The sequence below is a fragment of the Chryseobacterium sp. X308 genome, assembly GCF_020733145.1.
Lineage (GTDB): Bacteria > Bacteroidota > Bacteroidia > Flavobacteriales > Weeksellaceae > Chryseobacterium > Chryseobacterium cupriresistens.
This window is the reverse complement of sequence record NZ_JAJFZH010000014.1, coordinates 49,585-69,652: the sequence shown is the minus strand read 5'-3', so window position 1 is coordinate 69,652 and position 20,068 is coordinate 49,585. Positions and strand designations below refer to the sequence as shown.

Here is a 20,068-nt window from a genome sequence, read left to right as displayed (position 1 = left end):
AAAAAATATAGAATCCCGGTGAAATTCACCGGGATTTTTTATTAACATTATTTATACCCATCTGTACAATAAACATTTAAAAAAATTAACAAATATAAATAATTCACCCACTAAAGAACTAATTAACGATAATCAGAAAGATTAAGCCCAACAGCCATTACCAGTTTCATACCCAAGGAGGCTTTTAATTAAAAATAGAAGACTTTTATTTAACATTTATTTAAATTTTATTAAAAGTATTTCATTTTTTATTTTATTTTTGTAGAAATCCTAATTCCATACTCATGAAAAGATTTCTACTCAGTTTGGTATTAATTTTTTTGACAATTAATACACTCTTTGCACAAAGGGATACCGAGCACTGGATTGCTCCCTATTACGACAGTGTTGGCGGCAACAGCTATGTCAACATGCTCTATCTTTCCACAGACTCTCCAACTCCCGTTGATGTAACCATTTACAATAACAATGCTCCAGTAACCACCGTTACCATCAGTAAAGGTAGTCCGCAGACTTATAAAGTTACCAACACTCTTATTTCTGCTACCACTACTACTGACGCATTTGTTGTGGGTAATAAGGGATTGTATTTAAAAGCAGCCAAGCCTTTTTACTGCAGCTTAAGACTGGCTCAGAGTGTTCATGGGGAAGTAATAACCAGTAAAGGAAAAGCCGGAATTGGAAAAACATTTTTCGTGGCTGCCGCTCCCAACACCAATACCAGCAGTATTCAGAATTTTACGGCAGGTGTCCTTGCTACCGAAGACAATACCAATGTAACCGTATCATGGAATCCTACTGCCGGAGTTGTTTTTATTAATGGAAATCCTACTGGAAATACTCAGACTTTCACTTTACAAAAAGGACAATCTTTCATTCTGGCAGGATCCGGTTCTCAGTCCGGAAATAAAACAGGCTTTATCGGGGCTAAAATTGTTTCTGACAAGCCTGTAACATTGACCAATGGTAGCTGTAATGCCAACTTCTCTGCTTCAACAACAGGAAGTGATCCGGTTCTCGATCAATCTGTTCCGGTTGACAGACTTGGGAATACTTTTGCCATGGTAAAAACAAGATCTACTCAACCTTCCTTAAACATGGAAGGAGGTCTTATTGTAGCTACCGAAGATAATACTGAAGTATATTTAAACGGCGGAGGTACTGCTGTTGCAACACTTGCTGCCGGAGAATGGTACAGAATTAACGAAACCAGTTATGTTGCTCAGGGTACATCAGGGCATTCAAATATGTTCATTTCTACTACCAAAAATGTGTATTTATACCAGTTTATCGGAGTTTTGCAAAGTGATGCTACCAATGGATTCAACTATATTCCGCCATTAAACTGTTTCCTTCCAAGAAAAATTGATGAAATCGGCAAGATCAATGAAATGCCTCTTGGCGTGGGAGGAGCCAGCTCTACTCCCAGTGATCTGGTAGTAAAATTAAACATTCTGACAGAGGCTGGTGCTACTGTAATGTTGAATGACGCGCCTCTTCTCCCTGAAGCAGGTCCTTATCCCCTTGCAGGAAATGCCAACTGGGTAACCTATGCCATCAACAGTGTAACCGGAAATATTAAGATTACCTCTACAAAAGCTGTAACAGCAGGTATCAACGGAGGATATAGCTCTGCAGGATATGGTGGTTACTTTGCAGGATTCTCTTCAATCCCTGTTATTGCAAAAAAAACAGGTGAATGTGTTCCGGGAATCGTTCTTGAAGTAGATGATGGATATGAAACCTACCAGTGGTTCCGTGACGGAGTTGCCATTCCGGGTGCTACCAGCTATACCTACACACCTACACAATCCGGAAATTATACTGTAAAAGTAACTATGGGAACTTGTCCTCCTGTGACAACTCCGATTTATAAAGTACAAAACTGTTTAAAAGAAACCACACAGGCTCTTAATGCTTGTTCTACTAAAATTATTACCCCGACATTTACTTCTTCCACTCAGACTGTGGTTCCAAGTACGGTAGTAATTTTGACTCCTCCTACCAAAGGAACAGCTGTGGTGAATCCAAACGGAACGATCACTTATACACCTAATCCAGGATATCTGGGACCAGACAAAATCGTTTATAAATTCTGCGGAAATTCAGTTGAGTTTACAGATTGCGAGCAGGTGACCCTGAACCTTACTGTAGTACCTTTCATTGTAACAGATACTTCTATTAAGGCTTGCTGGTATGATGTAGATCCTTATGCTTATTTTGACCTTACCAAAGCAAAGGTAACAGACTATAATGCTGTTACAAAAAAATATTATCGTACTCTGAATGACCTTACTGCAGGTATCAATGCAATCACAACACCAGAAAACTTCCCTTCAACAGGAGGATTTGTATATGTGAAAGTAACAACTGCTGAAGGATGTACGGCCAATGCCAAAATTGAATTAATTGTACTTCCAATTAAAAAATCTCCGGTCCTTGTAGATCAGTACATCTGTATGGATGCTAAAACTAACCTGGATGCTGGTCCTGGATATGATTCATATCTATGGAGCACAGGAGCTACCACATCAGGTATCAGAGATATAGGTGTTGGGGAATACACAGTAATCCTTGGTAAGAACGGATGCTTCCTTACCCAGACTGTAAAAGTTAAAAAAGTGGAAGATCCGGTAATCCAAACTATTGAGATCAATAATAATACAGCAACTGTAATTGTAAGCGGTGGTAAAGCGCCTTTCAAATATGCGGTTGACGGAACTGCTAACTGGCAGGATTCAAATATCTTCACAGGTTTAACAAGAGGACAGCACACTTTCTATGTAAAAGATTTCTATAACTGTACTCCTGTTGCTGTAGAAGTTACAATTCCTAACCTGCTCAATGCGATTACCCCTAACGGAGATAATGTAAATGATTATATAGATTACAGCGAACTGGCTTATAAGGAAAATCTGAGCTTTGTAGTGTATGACAGATACGGAAACATGGTGTTTACCGGAAACAGATTCAACAACTACAGATGGGATGGAAAGCATTTTGATAAAAAGCTGGGAACAGGAACATACTGGTACCATATCAGCTGGAATGAATCCAACAAAGAAAAGACTCCAATAAAATATACAGGTTGGATTCTTGTTAAAAACAGAGAGTAATAATTAGTTTAAAACTATATTGAATGAGCCGCGATTATCTGATCACGGCTCATTTTTATTAATCTCCCCCAGTAAATTTATCTGATTATTATGTTAAAAACAGAAAAAAAATAATACAAACTTAAACTCTTCTTAACCACAATTTCAAAATCATATTTTTTTGTTCTATTTTCAATAATTTAATACTTTTTATCACTAAATTTGCTACAAAGACCACCGCTGAATGAAAAAAATTTTATCTTTTTTGTTTATGCTTTGCATATTCACCTCTGCTCTTGCCCAATTAGACCGGGAGCATTGGTTTGCTCCAATGATAGATAGAACAGGCGCTCCCAATCCTTATCAAAAACTGTATTTATCTACCAACAGAACAACTCCTTTTCCTGTAAATATTTATAACAATAATATTTTAATCGGGACAGTAAATATCAGTAAAAATAATCCGCAGAAATTTGATGTATTAAGGGATTATATCATTACCAAACTGCAGGGAGATTTATTTACCCCAACAACTAAAGGATTATATCTTAAAGCTGACTTTCCTTTTTATGCCAATTTAAGGTTCTCAGTATTCAATCATGCAGAAATCATTACTTCCAAAGGAATTTCTTCCACAGGACTAAATTTTTACGCAGCTGCCGCTCCTATTACTGTTAGCAACTCAATTCTGAATTTCATGACCAGCGTGCTGGCAACTGAGGACAACACCACTGTTACCGTTTCCGGCTACAGTCCTACTGTACAATTTTCAAATGGGATGACAGGAACCACAAATCCGACGATGACATTCACCTTAAATAAAGGGCAGTCTTATATTATTGACGGAATCGGCAACATAGCAGGCAACTTTAATGGCTTCATTGGCGCAAAGATTACCTCCAATAGACCCATTAATGTTACCAATGGAAACTTTAACGGTCAATATGCAGGAAATTATCCAGTCAGTTCAGATATTTTAATGGACCAGGCAGTACCTGTCAACAGACTTGGGAATGAATTTGCCATTGTAAAAGGTAGCGGACCAATTGGTACCCGTACAGAAGGGGCCATTGTAATTGCTACTGAAGACAATACTCAGATCTTTGCCAATAATGAAATTCTCCCTATAGCATCCATCAATGCAGGTAAATATTTCATTATTCCTGACTCCAAATATATCCTTCAGGGAAACGGTCACTATAATTTATATCTCAAAACCTCTAAAAATGCTTATGTCTACCAGATTTTAGCTGGAGACTCAAATGCAGGAAGTGAAGTGTTTACCGGAGGATTCAATTTTATTCCTGCGTTAAACTGCTATCTTCCCAAGCAGATTAATGAACTGGGGCTTATTAATGAAAATTTTGTTCATTCCAATGGTCATCCTGGAGGTATTCTGAATATCACCACTAAGTTGAATATTATTACAGAAAGAGGAGCTAACGTTACAGTTAACGGTACAAATCCTCCTGCAATAACAGGTCCTTACAATATGACAGGCACAACGAATTGGGTTACCTATGGTATTCCCAATGTGACAGGTACGATTACCGTAGTATCAGACAAGGCAATAATGGCAGGCATCACTGCCGGTAGTGACGCCGTAGGATACGGAGGTTTTTTTGCTGGCTTTCCTACGCAGCCTGTTATTTTACAATCCGGAGGCGGCTGTATTCCAGGAATGGTTCTTACCGTAGATCCTTTAATTTATGATACCTACCAATGGTACAGAAACGGGGTTATTGTTCCGGGAGCTACCACTTCGTCCATCACCCCTACGTTACCGGGATATTACACATGCTCTGTAACTATGGGAAGTTGTGCGCCCTTGGTTACTGAACAATTTAAAGTTCTGAACTGTACAAAACTTACCAATACATCCTATAACGTATGTAATGCTAAAACCATAGCTCCTGCATTCAGTAGTTCATCACAGACTCCCAGCCCAAGCACTGTAGCTGTTACGACAGCACCTTCATTAGGCACAGCTGTTGTAAACCCATCTACTGGTAGCATTACTTATACGGTAAATACTCTGGGTACATCAGGGACAGATACATTCACTTATACATTCTGCGGAGATGATCCTGACTTCCCGGATTGCGAAACAGTCACTGTTACCCTGAATATTCAGGCTCTAACGGTAATGAATGCAACATTATTTGCCTGTGATATCAATGGGCAGGGAACCTTCAACCTGACTACAGCAAATGTGACAAGCAATTCACCTGTTACCATTACTTATTACCCTACCCTTCTGGATGCTCAGAATGAAAATGCAGCGGCATTGATCACTAATACAACCGCCTATACCGCAACTAACGGAACAATCGTATACGCAGTTGTTAATGACCATATTGGCTGTAAAAATATTGCACAAATAACACTATCCCTTTTTAATAAAGCGATTGTACTGGATAACTACAATGGTGTTTTCTGTGATGATAATCTGGATGGAACAGTAACTGTTGTACTATCCAATATAACTCCAATTGTACTTAATAATCCCAATTACTTTACTAATGTAAGATACTATGCCAATCTTGCAGATGCCAACGCAGGAAACAACAATACCCTTCCTAACAACTGGAGCTATACAGCAACCACTAACATTTACATCAGAGTAGATTCTCCTGACGGATGTGCTTCTGTGATCAAACCTTTACAATTCAGTATCGGAGCTAAAATACCGTTGATTACAAAAACCGTTACAGAAAGCACCTGTGATGATGATCTGGACGGAATTGAAAGTGTCAATTTAACACAGTTTATTCCTCAGTTTACCCTGGATCCCAATGTAACTTACACCTTTCATGCAACTTTAGCAGATGCCCAGAATAATGTAAATGCGGTTTTATCCCCAGTGAATATTATTACTTCACAGACTTATTATATTCGCTTTGAAAAAAATGGAGTTTGTCCTGAAATAGGAACTCTGAAAATCAACATTAAAGTTCCTAAAAAATCAGATATTTTAAAAGACAAGGAAATTTGCCCGAAAACCACTACCACTCTTAATGCAGGGCCTGGATTTGAAAAATACCTCTGGAGTACAGGAGCTACCACTCCCTCCATTACGAATGTTGCCCCTGGAAATTATTGGGTAGAGCTTACCTTTAATGGCTGTGTATACAAGCAATATGTAAATGTTACGGAATTGCCTCTGCCTATAATAACCGCTATTGAAATTGATGGAACAACTGTAAAAGTTGGGGCAAGCGGCGGTACACCTCCTTATGAATATTCTTTAGATGGAGTGGTATGGCAGAGTTCCAATGTTTTCTACAATGTACCCAGAGGAGCACACAATGTATTTGTAAGAGACTCTAAAATGTGTGAAGATGTTAAAAAACCATTTGCCATTATAAATCTGATCAACACCATTACTCCGAATGGAGACGGTTATAATGAAGTAATAGACTATTCTGCTTTAATGAAGAATGACAATCTCGTATTCCGGATCTTTGACCGATATGGTGCAGAAGTCTTCAGAGGTACTCCTGAAAACAGATACACCTGGGACGGAAGAGTGGGCGGCAGATATGTTCCTACCGCAAATTACTGGTACTTTATCACCTGGACGGAATATGGCTCCAGCCTGATGATAAAATACACGAGCTGGCTGCTGGTAAAACACAGATAATACACAAACCCGGAAGAAAGAGCACCTGAAATTTCAGTAATCTTTTCTTCCGGCTTTTTTTATTGAAATCTCCCATTTTTAAACATATGGCAAGTTTCTAACACTCCTTAACAATTAAATCCCAAAGTTTAATATAACTTTAACCACTATTCTTTATCTAATTACACAGAATTGCTTTATTTCTATGTAATTTTGCGCATTATATGAAGAAACTGTTTACTCTACTGCTATTGGTTTTTCTGGCAAAAATTAATGCACAAATATATTCCGGGGAGGTATTTCTGAGAGACAACTCTATTTTATATCTCAATCAGGTGTATGTCACCAACCTGAACACACAGAAAACCGTTCTCACGGACTACAATGGTAATTTTAATATTCCTGCCAATATCGGGGACGTGATCCGGTTTACCTCTATTGTGACCGAAAGAAAAGACATCAAGCTGACTCCTCAATCTCTGGAGCAGAAAAATCTGGTTGAGCTCAAAATTGCGTATTACGAAATTCAGGAAATTGTTCTCAGCAGGTTTAAACCTACCGGAAATCTTCGGTATGATGTAAACTCTTTAAGAAAAGAAGACAAAGCATACGCTCTAAAAAAAGTAATTGGTCTTCCTGAACCAAAAGGTGACGGAACACCTCCGGAACTTCCTGTTGCCGGACTCCGGGATGGAGGGCTTACCTTCAGCCTTGAGAGCATCTATGATATTCTTTCCGGAGAAAGAAAGAAAAAACAGCGTTACCAGGCTTATGAAAGAATGAACAGTTCTATAGCACAGATTAAAAATTATCTGGGTAAAGATTATTTCACAAAATTTAAAATACCGGAAAACTTAATTGATAACTTTCTTCAGTTTGTGTATTCCTCAGAAAATATTCAGGCTTATGTTTTGGCAGGTAACTTTGAAGCAGTAAAAGTCCCTATTGAAAAATATCTTCCTATTTATCAGAAAAGGTTAAGAAGCTCACATCTTCAGGAAGTTGTAGGCAGCAATTAATAAAAGAATCATTTGAAATATTTTATACCTCATGTACGTTACATGGGGTATTTTTTGTTGAATGGCTGAAAAACAGCAATGAAGCTTCATTAGAGCAGCTACACTATGGATTATTCAACTTTTAGAACATATTATTCTTCAATATTCAAAAATATGTTTAATTTTATCTCACAAACAAGTGTTTAAAATAAAAACACTGGTATTTCGTTATCCAAATAAAAACTAACCGATCCGTGAAAGCAAATTAAAAGAGAAACACCAAATTTCTAACTTAATATGAATTAATGAAAAAAGTACTTTTACTTCTTTGTTGTATGTTTTTCGTTACTATGTCTTCTCAAAAAAAAGGGAAAGACTACAGTGATATTTTGAAAAGTAAGAATATTTACGAGATCAATGCTTTTTTACGGGATGCCCATCCTGATGATCCCCGAAGGTCCGTTCTTAAACCAAGGGTCATGGAAATGATGAAAGAGTATATCAAAAATGCACATCCTGCTGATCAAAAAGTAAAAGATATGCAGGAAATGCTTGCTATGCTACGAAGGAGGCCTTCTACCAAAATTACTTTTGATGAAATGAATGCCATCATCAAACAAAAACAGATTGCAAAATATAAAGCTGAGCTTGCGGCAAAACAATCTACTACAGTGTATACCCCCAGCACTGCTCAAAATACATATGTTGTAAATGCTGCTGCCAATACTGCCGTTCCCAATACTGAAGCAGAAGAATTCAACATGCTGATGGCTGTATCTCCTGTAGAACATAAAAACAGAACTGTAAAGATCCTGAATTCCTTATTTGATAATGATCCCAATACTAAAGAATGTATCGTTTTGATTCAAAATAAATCAGACTGTAATATCATTGTAAGAATGGAAGGTGTAGGAACTACCAAATACAGGCTGGCAGTTCCTGCTCAGGGTGAAGGTTCCATTGTGATAGATAAAGGGCAATATCTTTTCACCAGCCTTGTCTGTGGGGCTCAATATGCGTCGCAAAAAACAATTGAAAGGCCAATTATGGTCGCTTTAGGAGGCCATTAACACAAACCAGAAACGAATGATCTCTGTGTCTTTTACGACCAAAAGACATAGAGACTCCATAAATTTTCACTATTTTTGCACTCATTTTATAACTCAATGGGCAAGAATAAATTAGCAAGATTTGCAGAAAACAAAATATTACCGAATGTCATTCAACCAACAAGAGAAGATGCTTTGAATGGTTTCGAACTTAAAGGAAAATGGAGAGAAAATTTCTTTAAAAATGACAATCCTATTGTACTGGAGCTGGGCTGCGGAAAAGGAGAATATTCTGTAGGACTCGCAAAAACATTTCCTGAAAAAAACTTTATCGGGGTTGATATTAAAGGGGCAAGATTTTGGTTTGGCGCTAAAGAAGCTGTAGAAAACAACATGACTAATGTAGCTTTTCTGAGAACTCAGATCGAACTTGTAGATTATTTCTTTGCAGAAAATGAAGTAGATGAAATCTGGATTACATTCCCTGATCCACAGATTAAATACAAAAGAACAAAACACAGATTAACACATCCGGATTTTTTAAACCGATATAAAAAGTTTCTGAAGCCAGGAGGTATTATCCACCTGAAAACCGATTCAGAATTCCTGCATGGGTATACGCTGGGATATTTACAGGGAGCAGGTTATGAGATCATTTCTGCTCATCATGATATCTATGGCGCCCCGGAATACGACCCAAATACGGAGCATTTGAGAGATATCAAAACGTATTATGAAGAGTTATTCTCAGCGAAAGGAAAAACCATAACTTACATCAAATTCCGGATAAGCTGATGAAATAAAAACCTGATGAAAAAAAATTTTTTAACGATTTTATTCTTCACATTTCTTATTCCCGGCTTTACACAGGCTCAGAAAAGCAGTAAAGATATTCTAAAAAGCACGAATATTAAAGAAATTGAAGAATACCTAAAGAATGCACACCCTGATGATCCCAAAAGAACTGTGCTGAAGCCTAAGCTTATTGCTTTAAAAAACTCTGAATGGACAAAGGGAGCCCGTACTGCCAAACCTATGGAAGCAAGGCCTGTTATCTCCGATATCCCTAAAAGCATTATGAGAAACCCTAATTCAGATGATGCTGAAGAGTTTAAAAAACTTATCGCAGAGACTTCTGCTGAACATAAGGAGAAAACAGTGAAGCTTCTTAATGCCATGTTCAATGAAGATATTACACGCAAGGAGGCTATACTCTTATTTAAAAATAATTCTGATTGTAATATTGTATTGAGAGTTGAGGGAAAAGACTTCTATAACCTCGCTGTTCCTGCCCACGGAGAAAATTTTATTGTGATCAATAAAGGTTCATACACGCTTAGCAGTAATATCTGTGATATAAAATATTTCTCCCAGAAAGATATTAAAAAAAGTATATTTGTAACGGTGGACAGCCCGAAAATGTCCGAAACGCAAGCCAGTGCAATCAAAAAGGATGAGGTTCAGAAAAACAAGCCATCAAACAAAAGAAAAATCAAAAAATAAAATAGTATGAAAAAACTATTAGTTTTTGCCGGAGTTTCAGTAATCTTTGCCAGTTGCAATGTAAATTACGGCGGTTATCCGGGAAGAACCTCCTATCCTTATCCTGCCGGTAATTCAACAGGCAACAGAGCCAATACAGAAAGAGAATATAATGAACTTATAAAGACCTACAAACCGGAAACAGCTGAAGTTCTGAACGACCTTCTGAATAATGATGATCCGAAGAATCCCAGAACTTCTATTTCTGTAGAAAACAAATCTCCATGCAATATGGTGCTTACGGTAAGCGGGGGTAATTTCTTCAAGAAAATCCCCATTGGTGCAGGGAAAATTGGATATACCATGGTTCCTAAAAATCAAAATTACAGATTATCGGGTATTCTTTGTAACTCGGTATACCAGTCTACAAAGTTTATCACAACTTCTTATTCTATAAAACTTTCAAATTAAGATATAACCTGCAGAATTCTGCAGGTTTTTATTTTTAATGAATATTCTGACCCTTTATTAAGGTCTGCAGAAACCAATAGACTTAAGCATAGAAAAACATAAAATCAAAAATAAGAATCCAAAGAAATGATTTCTGATATAAATAAAAAAACGCTGGATTGAAATCCAGCGTTTTTCCTATATTAAAGAAAATCTTCAGTTATTCTGCATCGAAATCAGCATCTGTATCAGCAGACACTTTTTCTCCTTCTTCTTTAGATTTTTCTTTATCAGCTTTTCTTTGAGACTGACCTTCTTTGATAGATTCAGAAACTACGCTAAGGATCATATCAATAGACTTAGAAGCATCATCGTTTCCTGGGATAACGAAGTCAACTTTTCTAGGGTCAGAGTTTGTATCAACGATACCGAAAACTGGAATACCTAATTTCTTAGCTTCAGTTACCGCGATGTGTTCTCTTAAGATATCAACTACAAATACAGCAGATGGAAGTCTCACCATGTCAGCGATAGAACCTAAGTTCTTCTCAAGGTTAGCTCTTTGTCTGTCAACTTGTAATCTTTCTTTTTTAGATAAAGTTTCGAATGTACCGTCTTTTTTCATTTTGTCGATAGCATTCATCTTCTTTACAGCCTTTCTGATAGTAACGAAGTTCGTTAACATACCACCTGGCCATCTTTCTGTAATATAAGGCATATTAAGTTCAGAAGCGTGTTTTGCAACTACTTCTTTCGCTTGCTTCTTAGTAGCTACGAAAAGAACTTTTTTACCTGCAGAAGTTAATTTTTCTAAAGCGTTGCAAGCTTCATCCAATTTAACTGCTGTTTTATGTAAGTCTACAATGTGAATACCGTTTTTCTCCATAAAAATGTATGGAGCCATATTTGGATTCCACTTTCTGGTCATGTGACCGAAGTGTACGCCAGCCTCTAAAAGGTCTTTTACATTTGCTTTTGCCATGTTTTCTGTTTTTGTTAGTTTACTTTCCGTCTTTTAAACAATCAACAACTTCTTTAGATGGGAGAAGCGTTTGGATGCTAAACGTAACGGGCAATTGGCGGTCTGCTTTTTGCTTTTGGCAATGGGCTTTTCGCCGAGATTAAGTTTAAAAAAAATTTAATACATTCCTGTAGCCAATAGCCATAAGCCATCTGCCAACGAGAAATCTTAACGTTTTGAGAATTGGAATCTCTTTCTTGCTTTTTTCTGACCTGGCTTCTTTCTTTCCACCATTCTTGCGTCTCTTGTAAGTAAACCAGCTGGCTTCAATGCTAATCTGAACTCAGCGTTGATTTCGCATAAAGCTCTAGAAATACCTAATCTGATAGCTTCTGCCTGACCTGTATTACCACCACCGAATACGTTTACGGTAACGTCATACTGACCAACAGTCTCAGAAAGGATAAACGGTTGGTTTAATTTGTAAACCATCACGTCTGTAGAGAAATATTCTTTAGCATCTTTACCGTTTACTGTAATAACACCAGAACCTGGTTTTACATAAACTCTAGCTACAGAAGTTTTTCTTCTTCCGATTTTGTGAACTATAGACATAATTAATTATTTAAATTCGTTAACATTAATTGTTTTTGGCTGTTGAGCTTCATGTTTGTGCTCAGTTCCTTCATATAAATAAAGGTTCTTAAGGATAGCAGCTCCTAATCTGTTTTTAGGTAACATACCTTTTACAGATTTCTCTAATACCTTTAAAGAATCTTTCTTCTGAAGTTCAGCCGCAGTCATAGACTTCTGTCCACCAGGATATCCTGTATGCCAGATATAAGTCTTATCAGCCCACTTGTTTCCGGAAAGTGTAATTTTCCCAGCATTCAAAACGATTACGTTATCACCACAATCTACGTGAGGTGTGTAGTTCGTTTTGTGCTTACCTCTCAAAATCTTTGCAACCGTAGAAGCTAATCTACCTAACGGCTGTCCTTCAGCGTCTACCACAACCCATTCTTTATTAGCAGTAGCTTTGTTCGCTGAAACAGTTTTGTAACTTAATGTATTCACACGTTTTAGTTAAAGATTAAACATAATTTACCCCTAAAAGGGTGTGCAAAGGTACAAATTATTTTTGTAACCCAAAAACATATTTTATTTAATCTATATAATCCATGTGTTATACCCCTCTATCATTAGATTTTAACATTATTTATAATTTGGCACAGATCTTGTGAACTCATGTGCCGATGAAAAGAAAACGCTTCGAAGATTCTAAAAACACAATGAAACAGCAAAGAGTTTATTCCCTCAACTCTTTCTTTTATTAAATTTACTTTAAAGATTTCCGTAAAACACCCAGATATCATTATAATTTCATTGAAATATTTATATTTGCGTTAATCATATTCTATATCCATGAGTCACGGAAAACTAAGAGAAGACAAAACCTGCCTGAACTGCGGGCATCAGGTTGAAGAAAGGTACTGCCCTCACTGCGGACAGGAAAATACTGAAAGACGGCAGCCCTTTTATTTTCTTTTTACCCATTTCATTGAAGATTTTACGCATTATGACGGCCAGTTCTGGGGAACTGTAAAAAACCTGTTATTTAAGCCTGGTAAACTGACCAACACTTATCTTGAAGGGAAAAGACAGAAGTTTGTACCTCCTGTAAAGCTTTATATTTTTGTCAGTTTTATTACATTTTTTGTGTTTGCCCTTTTTCCTATGGTTAATATTGGTTCTTCGAAAGAGAGAAATACCGGAGAAAATGGCAAGACGAATCTACTGAAAGTCATGAAGCCTGTTGAAAAACAAAAGCTGATAGACAGCATAAAAGCAAAAAAACACCTGAATGGGGAAGACTCTCTTGCCATTGAAGGCCTGAAAGCAGTTCCCGACTCTTCTGAAATAGAAGATATCATTGACATGGATAAAAAGATAGATCCGGATGTTAGTTTCGGTGAATACAAAACCAGAAAGGCTTATGATTCGGCTAAAGCCAAAAATCCGTCATCTCTTAGTTTTATTGAAGCCCCAATTGTTCACAAATTCTTTGAACTAAAAGAAAAAGGAGTGAAGAAAAAGGAGATTATGGCCGGTATGGTAGAAAAGTCCTTTCATAATCTTCCCAAAGCACTTTTTATCTATCTTCCTCTTTTCGCATTCTTTTTATGGGTTTTCCATAGTAAGAAAAAATGGTGGTATTTTGATCACGGAATTTTCACGCTGCATTACTTCTCATTTTTACTGCTCACCATCTTACTCATTTTCTTACTCTCCAAATTAGCAGGTCTCACAGACCTCTGGCCTGTTAATACCATTTTGTATTTAGCAATATCACTCCTGTCATTGTACACGATGGCCTATTTCTTTATTGCTCACCGGCGCGTATATCGTGCTCATGGTTTGGTAAGCATTATTGTCGGGATGATATTATTCACCATTAACTTTATTGCCTTCATGTTTTTACTGCTGGGTCTTGCCCTGATCAGTTTCATGATGATTCATTAATAAAAAAAAGAGACTGTCGTATCGGACAGCCTCTTTTTTATTTATTTTCTCAGTGACTTTGTTGCCCTGAAACTTGCGATGACATAATAGGCCACAAATACCATGGAAAACTTCAGTATAGATGGAATAGCCAGTTCAAGTTTAAAAATTAAAGTACCAGCCCCAACCAGTATAGCCATCACTACAAAAGATAGCCCCAGCTTTTTAGCCAATGTAAAATCCGGAGTATCCAAATAATAAGCAATACCCCAGGCAGCACCAAAAGCAACGGCATAATATAACTCCAAACCGATGTTTTCTGAACTTAAAAAGAAATAATTAATCAGGAAGCTTACTATAGTTCCCAATGCGAAATATATCAACGCTTTTTGCATGTCTGTAAAAATATGCTGCAAAAATAGAAAATTTAATTGTGGCGCAGAATCATTGGAACTATTTAATTATTGAATAAAAGACTGCTTTTATATTTTAAAGCAATACAATATCACCCAAAAAGGTAATTGAATACCAATATTACAAATTATACATTTGAAATAGAATTAAGAGCTGAATTCACAAACCAAAAGTCAACAGACATGAAAAAAATCCCTCAAAAAACAGTAAAAATCACTCACTTTAAAGAAAATAATGTTGAAGTGAATGTAATCATCAGTGCCAACACACAATTTGGCGACCCTCATTTTATCATTAATGGAAAGAGAATAGATGATAACAATTTAAATGATGATAAATTTTCTTTTACCATTCCAAAAGCAGATTTAACATCAGACAATTTACTTTTCGCGACTTCTTTCAATATTAATATGCAGGTAAATCATCTGCAGATTTTAATTAATACATGCAGGATAAAGTTTGAATTTCCCCAGATTCCTTCCAGAAATTTTCATTTCAATCCTTTTGAAGGTAAAACAACTGATGATTTATCCGGCAAGTTTATCTATGGTGTTTATAAATACATAAAAGTTGAGCTATGAAAAAGATAGTACTACTGGCAGCGCTGATGTCTAATATGACATTATTGTTTGCTCAAAGCAAAGAAATCAGTGCAGAGTTAAACAAACTCGAACTTTCCAATGCACCAAGTGTAATGCTTCTCGGCCTGGCAAGTTCTGATCTGGAGACCCCGAAATCAAAAAAGGCTTTTATGACCAGTATTGTCAATTCATTCAGCGAGAACGACGGTCTTCCCAATGCCTATGCAGTAGAACTTACTCCTACCCATTTATTTCCTCTGACGGAAATGGATGCTTTAAAGTATGCCGGCATTAAAAGCATTAAAAAACCAGATAATAGTTATGAGTATAAAAACAACATTTTCAGTGAAGCAAAAAACGTTTCTGTCTCATTTGCCTTTCTGAGAAATTATAAAATTGAAGATCTTGACACTGAAAATCCTTCGGTATCTTTTTCATTACGAACCACAGTATTTAAAATAAGAAATAAAAAAAACATAGAGGCTATTACAGACTCAAATAAAAATATTTCAAAGGCATTAACTGAAATTCAGACAGAGTTTGAAAAATCAAAGGAATATAATGATATAGAAGCATCCAATGCCAGTCCGGATGAAAAAAATAAGATGAGGGCAAAAGCATTAGAAAAATTTGCCACAGAGTATTACAAAACCGAAACTGAAAAATATAAAAAGTACCTGGACGAAAAACCTGCTTTTCAATTAGATGTAGCTTCGGCCTACAGTACTTTCTTTTTAGCTAACCAGTTTAAGAATAATCAATTCGGGAAATTGGGATTCTGGATGACCATGAGCTCCGGGATCAATCTGGAAAGAACAAAAACTCCAAAGAAAAAAGAAGATCAAAACAATGAAAAATCAAAAGTAATCATCAAAGAAGCCTCCACCACAGATGCTTCAAAAATTGAGAAAAGATTAAATTTCTATGCCGTTGCGAGATACATGCAGGATAAAACGGTATATGATGCAGCCAGCGGATTCAGCAGGACTGATAATTATGATTTCGGTGGCAAAATAGAGCTTGTATACAACAGATTCTCTATTGGCTATGAGTTCATCTACAGAAGCAGTGATTTGGATGATACCTACCGTTCCAATGGAGTTATCAACTATAAAGTGTCTGACAGTGTGTATATCAATGCTGCCTTTGGAAAAAATTATGGTGACAAGGATAATCTTATTACATTTTTAGGATTAAACTGGGGACTGGACAGTAAAAGAAAAACGCTTTTTTCAGAAAAATAATAATACAGATCATTTTTTATGAAGTAAAGACCAAACTTCATGGCACAAAAGAAAAAATGTCAGCGGATTATTATCTGCTGACATTTATATTTTTACAGAATAGTGTAGTAATCTGTAAAATACAGACCTAGCCTCCAACAAAGTATTTCGAACTTAAAAAACAATTATCATAAACGTTTAAAAATCAGAATTTTATCTCACAATACGAGGTTTTCATTTTATTGCTATATTTGAGAACTTAGAAACTGTCTAGAATTTTTATGGAAACCCAAAAATATACTCCAACCAACAAGGTAAGAATCGTAACTGCTGCCTCATTATTTGATGGGCACGATGCTGCGATCAATATTATGCGTCGTGTCATTCAAGGAACAGGATGCGAAGTGATCCACCTGGGACACGATAAATCAGCAGAGGAAGTTGTAAATACAGCCATCCAGGAAGATGCCAATGCTATTGCATTAACTTCATATCAGGGAGGTCACAATGAATATTTCAAATATATCTATGACCTTTTGAGAGAAAAAAACTCACCGCAGATCAAAATTTTTGGCGGCGGAGGCGGTGTAATCCTTCCGGAAGAAATCAAAGACCTTATGTCTTATGGTATCGACAGGATTTATTCTCCGGATGACGGCCGTGAGCTTGGGCTTCAGGGAATGATTGATGACCTGGTACAACGATCAGATTTTGCAACAGGAAAAGATGTTACAGCAAAATATCTTGACAATATCAGCTTTGAAAATCCATCAAGTATTGCACAAATCATCTCAGCCGTAGAAAACTTTTCAGAAGAAAAACCTGAGCTTGTAAAAGCTATTGACGAAAAATCCAAAGATTTAACCATTCCGATTATTGGTATTACCGGTACCGGAGGTGCGGGTAAATCTTCTTTAACAGACGAATTGGTAAGACGTTTCTTACGTTCCAATACAGATAAGAAAATCGCTATTATTTCCATTGACCCTTCGAAAAAGAAAACCGGAGGTGCTTTATTGGGAGACAGAATCCGTATGAACGCGATCAATGATCCAAGAGTTTATATGCGTTCTATGGCAACCAGAGAAAACAACGTTTCTGTTTCTCCATTTATTCATTCTGCATTGAATGTATTAAAACTGGCTCATCCGGATGTTATCATCCTTGAAACTTCGGGAATCGGACAATCTGGTTCGGAAGTTTCTGATTTTGCAGATGTTTCTATGTATGTAATGACTCCTGAATATGGAGCTTCTACACAGTTGGAAAAAATTGACATGTTAGACTATGCGGATCTGGTAGCATTGAATAAATCTGACAAACGTGGAGCACTGGATGCTCTTCAGGCCGTAAGAAAGCAGTTCCAGAGAAACCATTTATTATGGGAAAGCCCATTAGATGATATGCCGGTGTATGCCACCAAGGCGTCTCAGTTTAATGATCATGGAACAACAGAATTATACAACAGATTAATTTCAAAAGTAAACGATAAATTCTCCGGATTGAATCTAAAAACTTTTGTAGAACAGGAAGTGACAGAAGAAGTAACGATTATTCCTCCGAAAAGAGTCCGTTACCTTTCTGAAATTGTTGAAAACAATAAACAATACGACATCAATATTGAGAAACAGGCTGAACTGGCCAGAAAAATGTATCATATTGAAGGCGTAAAAAATATCATTTCCAATGATATTCTGGATGCTGAATACCAAAAGGCGGAAAAAGAGCTGCAACAGGAAAATATCGATTTCCTGAAGACCTGGGATGATACAAAAAAAGCATTCCATGCAGAGTTTTATTCTTATTTCGTAAGAGGAAAAGAAATTAAAGTTGAAACTTCTACTGAGTCTTTATCTCACCTGAGAATTCCTAAAATTGCATTACCAAAATACAATGACTGGGGTGATCTGATCAGATGGAAAGGTCAGGAAAACCTTCCGGGAAGCTTCCCTTATACGGCAGGTATTTATCCGTTCAAAAGAACCGGTGAAGATCCGACAAGGATGTTTGCAGGAGAAGGAGGTCCTGAAAGAACCAACAGAAGATTCCATTATGTATCTGCAGAAATGCCTGCAAAACGTTTATCTACAGCATTTGATTCTGTAACCTTATATGGTCAGGATCCTGCTTTACCACCGGATATTTATGGTAAGATCGGAAACGCTGGGGTTTCAATTGCAACACTGGATGATGCTAAGAAATTATATTCCGGATTTGATCTGGTCAACGCACTAACTTCGGTTTCAATGACGATCAACGGTCCTGCACCGATGCTGTTGGCTTTCTTTATGAATGCTGCCATCGATCAGAATGTTGAAAAATATATCAAAGAAAACGGTTTAGAGTCTAAAGTAGAAGCTAAGCTTAAGGAGAAATTTGACGATAAAGGGCTAGAAAGACCGAAATATAACGGTGAACTTCCTCCATCCAACAATGGTTTGGGATTACAGCTTTTAGGATTAACCGGTGATGAAGTGATTCCTGCGGATGTATACGCAGAAATTAAAGCTAAAACAATTGCTACGGTTCGTGGTACTGTTCAGGCGGATATCTTAAAAGAAGACCAGGCACAGAACACCTGTATTTTCTCTACAGAATTTGCCTTAAGATTGATGGGTGACGTTCAGGAATATTTCATCAGAGAAAAAGTAAGAAACTTCTACTCTGTTTCTATTTCAGGATACCATATTGCTGAAGCTGGAGCCAATCCGGTTTCCCAATTAGCATTTACACTGGCTAACGGATTCACTTATGTTGAATATTATTTAAGCCGTGGAATGGATATCAATGATTTTGCACCAAACTTATCTTTCTTCTTCTCCAACGGTATCGATCCTGAATACTCAGTAATCGGACGTGTAGCAAGAAGAATCTGGGCAAAAGCGATGAAATTAAAATACGGAGCAGACGAAAGAAGTCAGATGTTGAAATACCATATCCAGACTTCGGGACGTTCTCTGCACGCTCAGGAAATTGATTTCAACGATATCAGAACTACGCTTCAGGCACTTTATGCGATCTACGATAACTGTAATTCACTTCATACCAATGCTTATGATGAAGCGATCACTACTCCTACCGAGCAGTCTGTAAGAAGAGCGATGGCAATCCAGTTAATCATCAATAAAGAATTAGGATTGGCTAAAAACGAGAATCCGCTTCAGGGATCATTCATCATTGAAGAATTAACGGATCTTGTAGAGGAAGCTGTATATACGGAATTCGACAGAATCACAGAAAGAGGCGGTGTTCTCGGAGCGATGGAAACGATGTATCAGCGTTCAAAAATCCAGGAAGAATCTATGCATTACGAATGGCTGAAACATACCGGTGAATATCCTATTATCGGAGTGAATACCTTCTTAGGAAAAGATGGTTCACCAACCGTTCTACCGGGAGAAGTTATCCGCTCTACGGAAGAGGAGAAACAGGCACAGATTGAGTCTCTTCACAACTTCCAGCAGGCTAATGAAAATAAGTGTGAGGAAGCTTTAAGAAAACTTCAGCATGCAGCCATCAACCAGCAAAACTTATTTGAAGTGATGATGGATGCTGTGAAATACTGTTCTTTAGGACAAATTACCAACGCTTTATTTGAAGTAGGCGGTAAATACAGAAGAAATATGTAAGACTATACAGCAAACATTTTTATAAATCAAACCTCAAAGGATTTCTTTGAGGTTTTTATTTT

15 protein-coding genes are annotated in these 20,068 nt (G+C 37.0%); 11 read left to right on the top strand and 4 right to left on the bottom strand.

The features are described 5' to 3' along the window. The first annotated feature begins 284 nt into the window (after positions 1–284). The 7 genes from LIV57_RS15275 to LIV57_RS15245 all read left to right on the top strand — a co-directional run bounded on the left by LIV57_RS15275 (position 285) and on the right by LIV57_RS15245 (position 10,717). Positions 285–3,116, top strand: coding sequence for a gliding motility-associated C-terminal domain-containing protein (locus LIV57_RS15275; RefSeq protein ID WP_227943329.1), 2,832 nt, complete (start codon positions 285–287; stop codon positions 3,114–3,116). Positions 3,117–3,339: 223 nt separating this feature from the next. Beyond that, entirely contained in the window at positions 3,340–6,738 is a 3,399-nt protein-coding gene (locus tag LIV57_RS15270) for a T9SS type B sorting domain-containing protein (protein WP_227943328.1), read from the top strand. A 203-nt stretch (positions 6,739–6,941) separates the two neighbouring features. Further along, on the top strand, positions 6,942–7,736 hold the full coding sequence (locus LIV57_RS15265; RefSeq protein WP_227943327.1) for a hypothetical protein: 795 nt from the start codon (positions 6,942–6,944) through the stop codon (positions 7,734–7,736). Between the two features lie 284 nt (positions 7,737–8,020). After that, positions 8,021–8,785: a DUF6759 domain-containing protein gene (locus LIV57_RS15260; protein WP_227943326.1), complete on the top strand. Its 765-nt coding sequence runs from the start codon at positions 8,021–8,023 to the stop codon at positions 8,783–8,785. A gap of 96 nt (positions 8,786–8,881) precedes the next feature. Next, complete coding sequence (trmB, locus tag LIV57_RS15255) at positions 8,882–9,559, top strand: tRNA (guanosine(46)-N7)-methyltransferase TrmB (protein ID WP_110011480.1); 678 nt, start codon at positions 8,882–8,884, stop codon at positions 9,557–9,559. 15 nt (positions 9,560–9,574) lie between these two features. After that, complete coding sequence (locus tag LIV57_RS15250; protein WP_227943325.1) at positions 9,575–10,267, top strand: DUF6759 domain-containing protein; 693 nt, start codon at positions 9,575–9,577, stop codon at positions 10,265–10,267. Between the two features lie 6 nt (positions 10,268–10,273). Further along, positions 10,274–10,717 carry a DUF6759 domain-containing protein gene (locus LIV57_RS15245; protein ID WP_227943324.1) on the top strand — a complete coding sequence of 148 codons (444 nt, stop codon included), beginning with the start codon at positions 10,274–10,276 and terminating at the stop codon, positions 10,715–10,717. A 199-nt stretch (positions 10,718–10,916) separates the two neighbouring features. Here the strand turns inward: LIV57_RS15245 and rpsB are convergent, their stop codons facing one another. The 3 genes from rpsB to rplM all read right to left on the bottom strand — a co-directional run bounded on the left by rpsB (position 10,917) and on the right by rplM (position 12,734). After that, entirely contained in the window at positions 10,917–11,678 is a 762-nt protein-coding gene (gene rpsB, locus LIV57_RS15240; protein WP_002976219.1) for a 30S ribosomal protein S2, read from the bottom strand. A 207-nt stretch (positions 11,679–11,885) separates the two neighbouring features. Then, entirely contained in the window at positions 11,886–12,272 is a 387-nt protein-coding gene (gene rpsI / locus LIV57_RS15235; RefSeq protein ID WP_002976218.1) for a 30S ribosomal protein S9, read from the bottom strand. Positions 12,273–12,278: 6 nt separating this feature from the next. After that, the gene (gene rplM / locus LIV57_RS15230; protein WP_002976217.1) at positions 12,279–12,734 is read right to left on the bottom strand and encodes a 50S ribosomal protein L13; all 456 of its coding nucleotides are present in this window, start codon (positions 12,732–12,734) and stop codon (positions 12,279–12,281) included. A 348-nt stretch (positions 12,735–13,082) separates the two neighbouring features. Between rplM and LIV57_RS15225 the strand changes: the two genes are divergently transcribed. Beyond that, positions 13,083–14,180, top strand: a complete 1,098-nt coding sequence (locus LIV57_RS15225) for a DUF3667 domain-containing protein (RefSeq protein ID WP_202841589.1) — start codon at positions 13,083–13,085, stop codon at positions 14,178–14,180. A 41-nt stretch (positions 14,181–14,221) separates the two neighbouring features. Here the strand turns inward: LIV57_RS15225 and LIV57_RS15220 are convergent, their stop codons facing one another. Beyond that, the gene (locus tag LIV57_RS15220; RefSeq protein WP_227943368.1) at positions 14,222–14,554 is read right to left on the bottom strand and encodes a hypothetical protein; all 333 of its coding nucleotides are present in this window, start codon (positions 14,552–14,554) and stop codon (positions 14,222–14,224) included. A 201-nt stretch (positions 14,555–14,755) separates the two neighbouring features. Here LIV57_RS15220 and LIV57_RS15215 point away from each other — a divergent pair, with 201 nt between their 5' ends. The 3 genes from LIV57_RS15215 (at position 14,756) to LIV57_RS15205 (ending at position 20,006) form a co-directional block, all read left to right on the top strand. Next, positions 14,756–15,154 carry a hypothetical protein gene (locus tag LIV57_RS15215; protein ID WP_227943323.1) on the top strand — a complete coding sequence of 133 codons (399 nt, stop codon included), beginning with the start codon at positions 14,756–14,758 and terminating at the stop codon, positions 15,152–15,154. Continuing rightward, positions 15,151–16,398 (top strand): hypothetical protein, encoded by a 1,248-nt coding sequence (locus LIV57_RS15210; protein WP_227943322.1) that lies wholly within the window; start codon positions 15,151–15,153, stop codon positions 16,396–16,398. The genes LIV57_RS15215 and LIV57_RS15210 overlap by 4 nt, the downstream gene beginning before the upstream one ends. Before the next feature lie 260 nt (positions 16,399–16,658). Continuing rightward, positions 16,659–20,006: a methylmalonyl-CoA mutase family protein gene (locus tag LIV57_RS15205; protein ID WP_227943321.1), complete on the top strand. Its 3,348-nt coding sequence runs from the start codon at positions 16,659–16,661 to the stop codon at positions 20,004–20,006. The last annotated feature ends 62 nt before the right edge of the window (positions 20,007–20,068 follow it).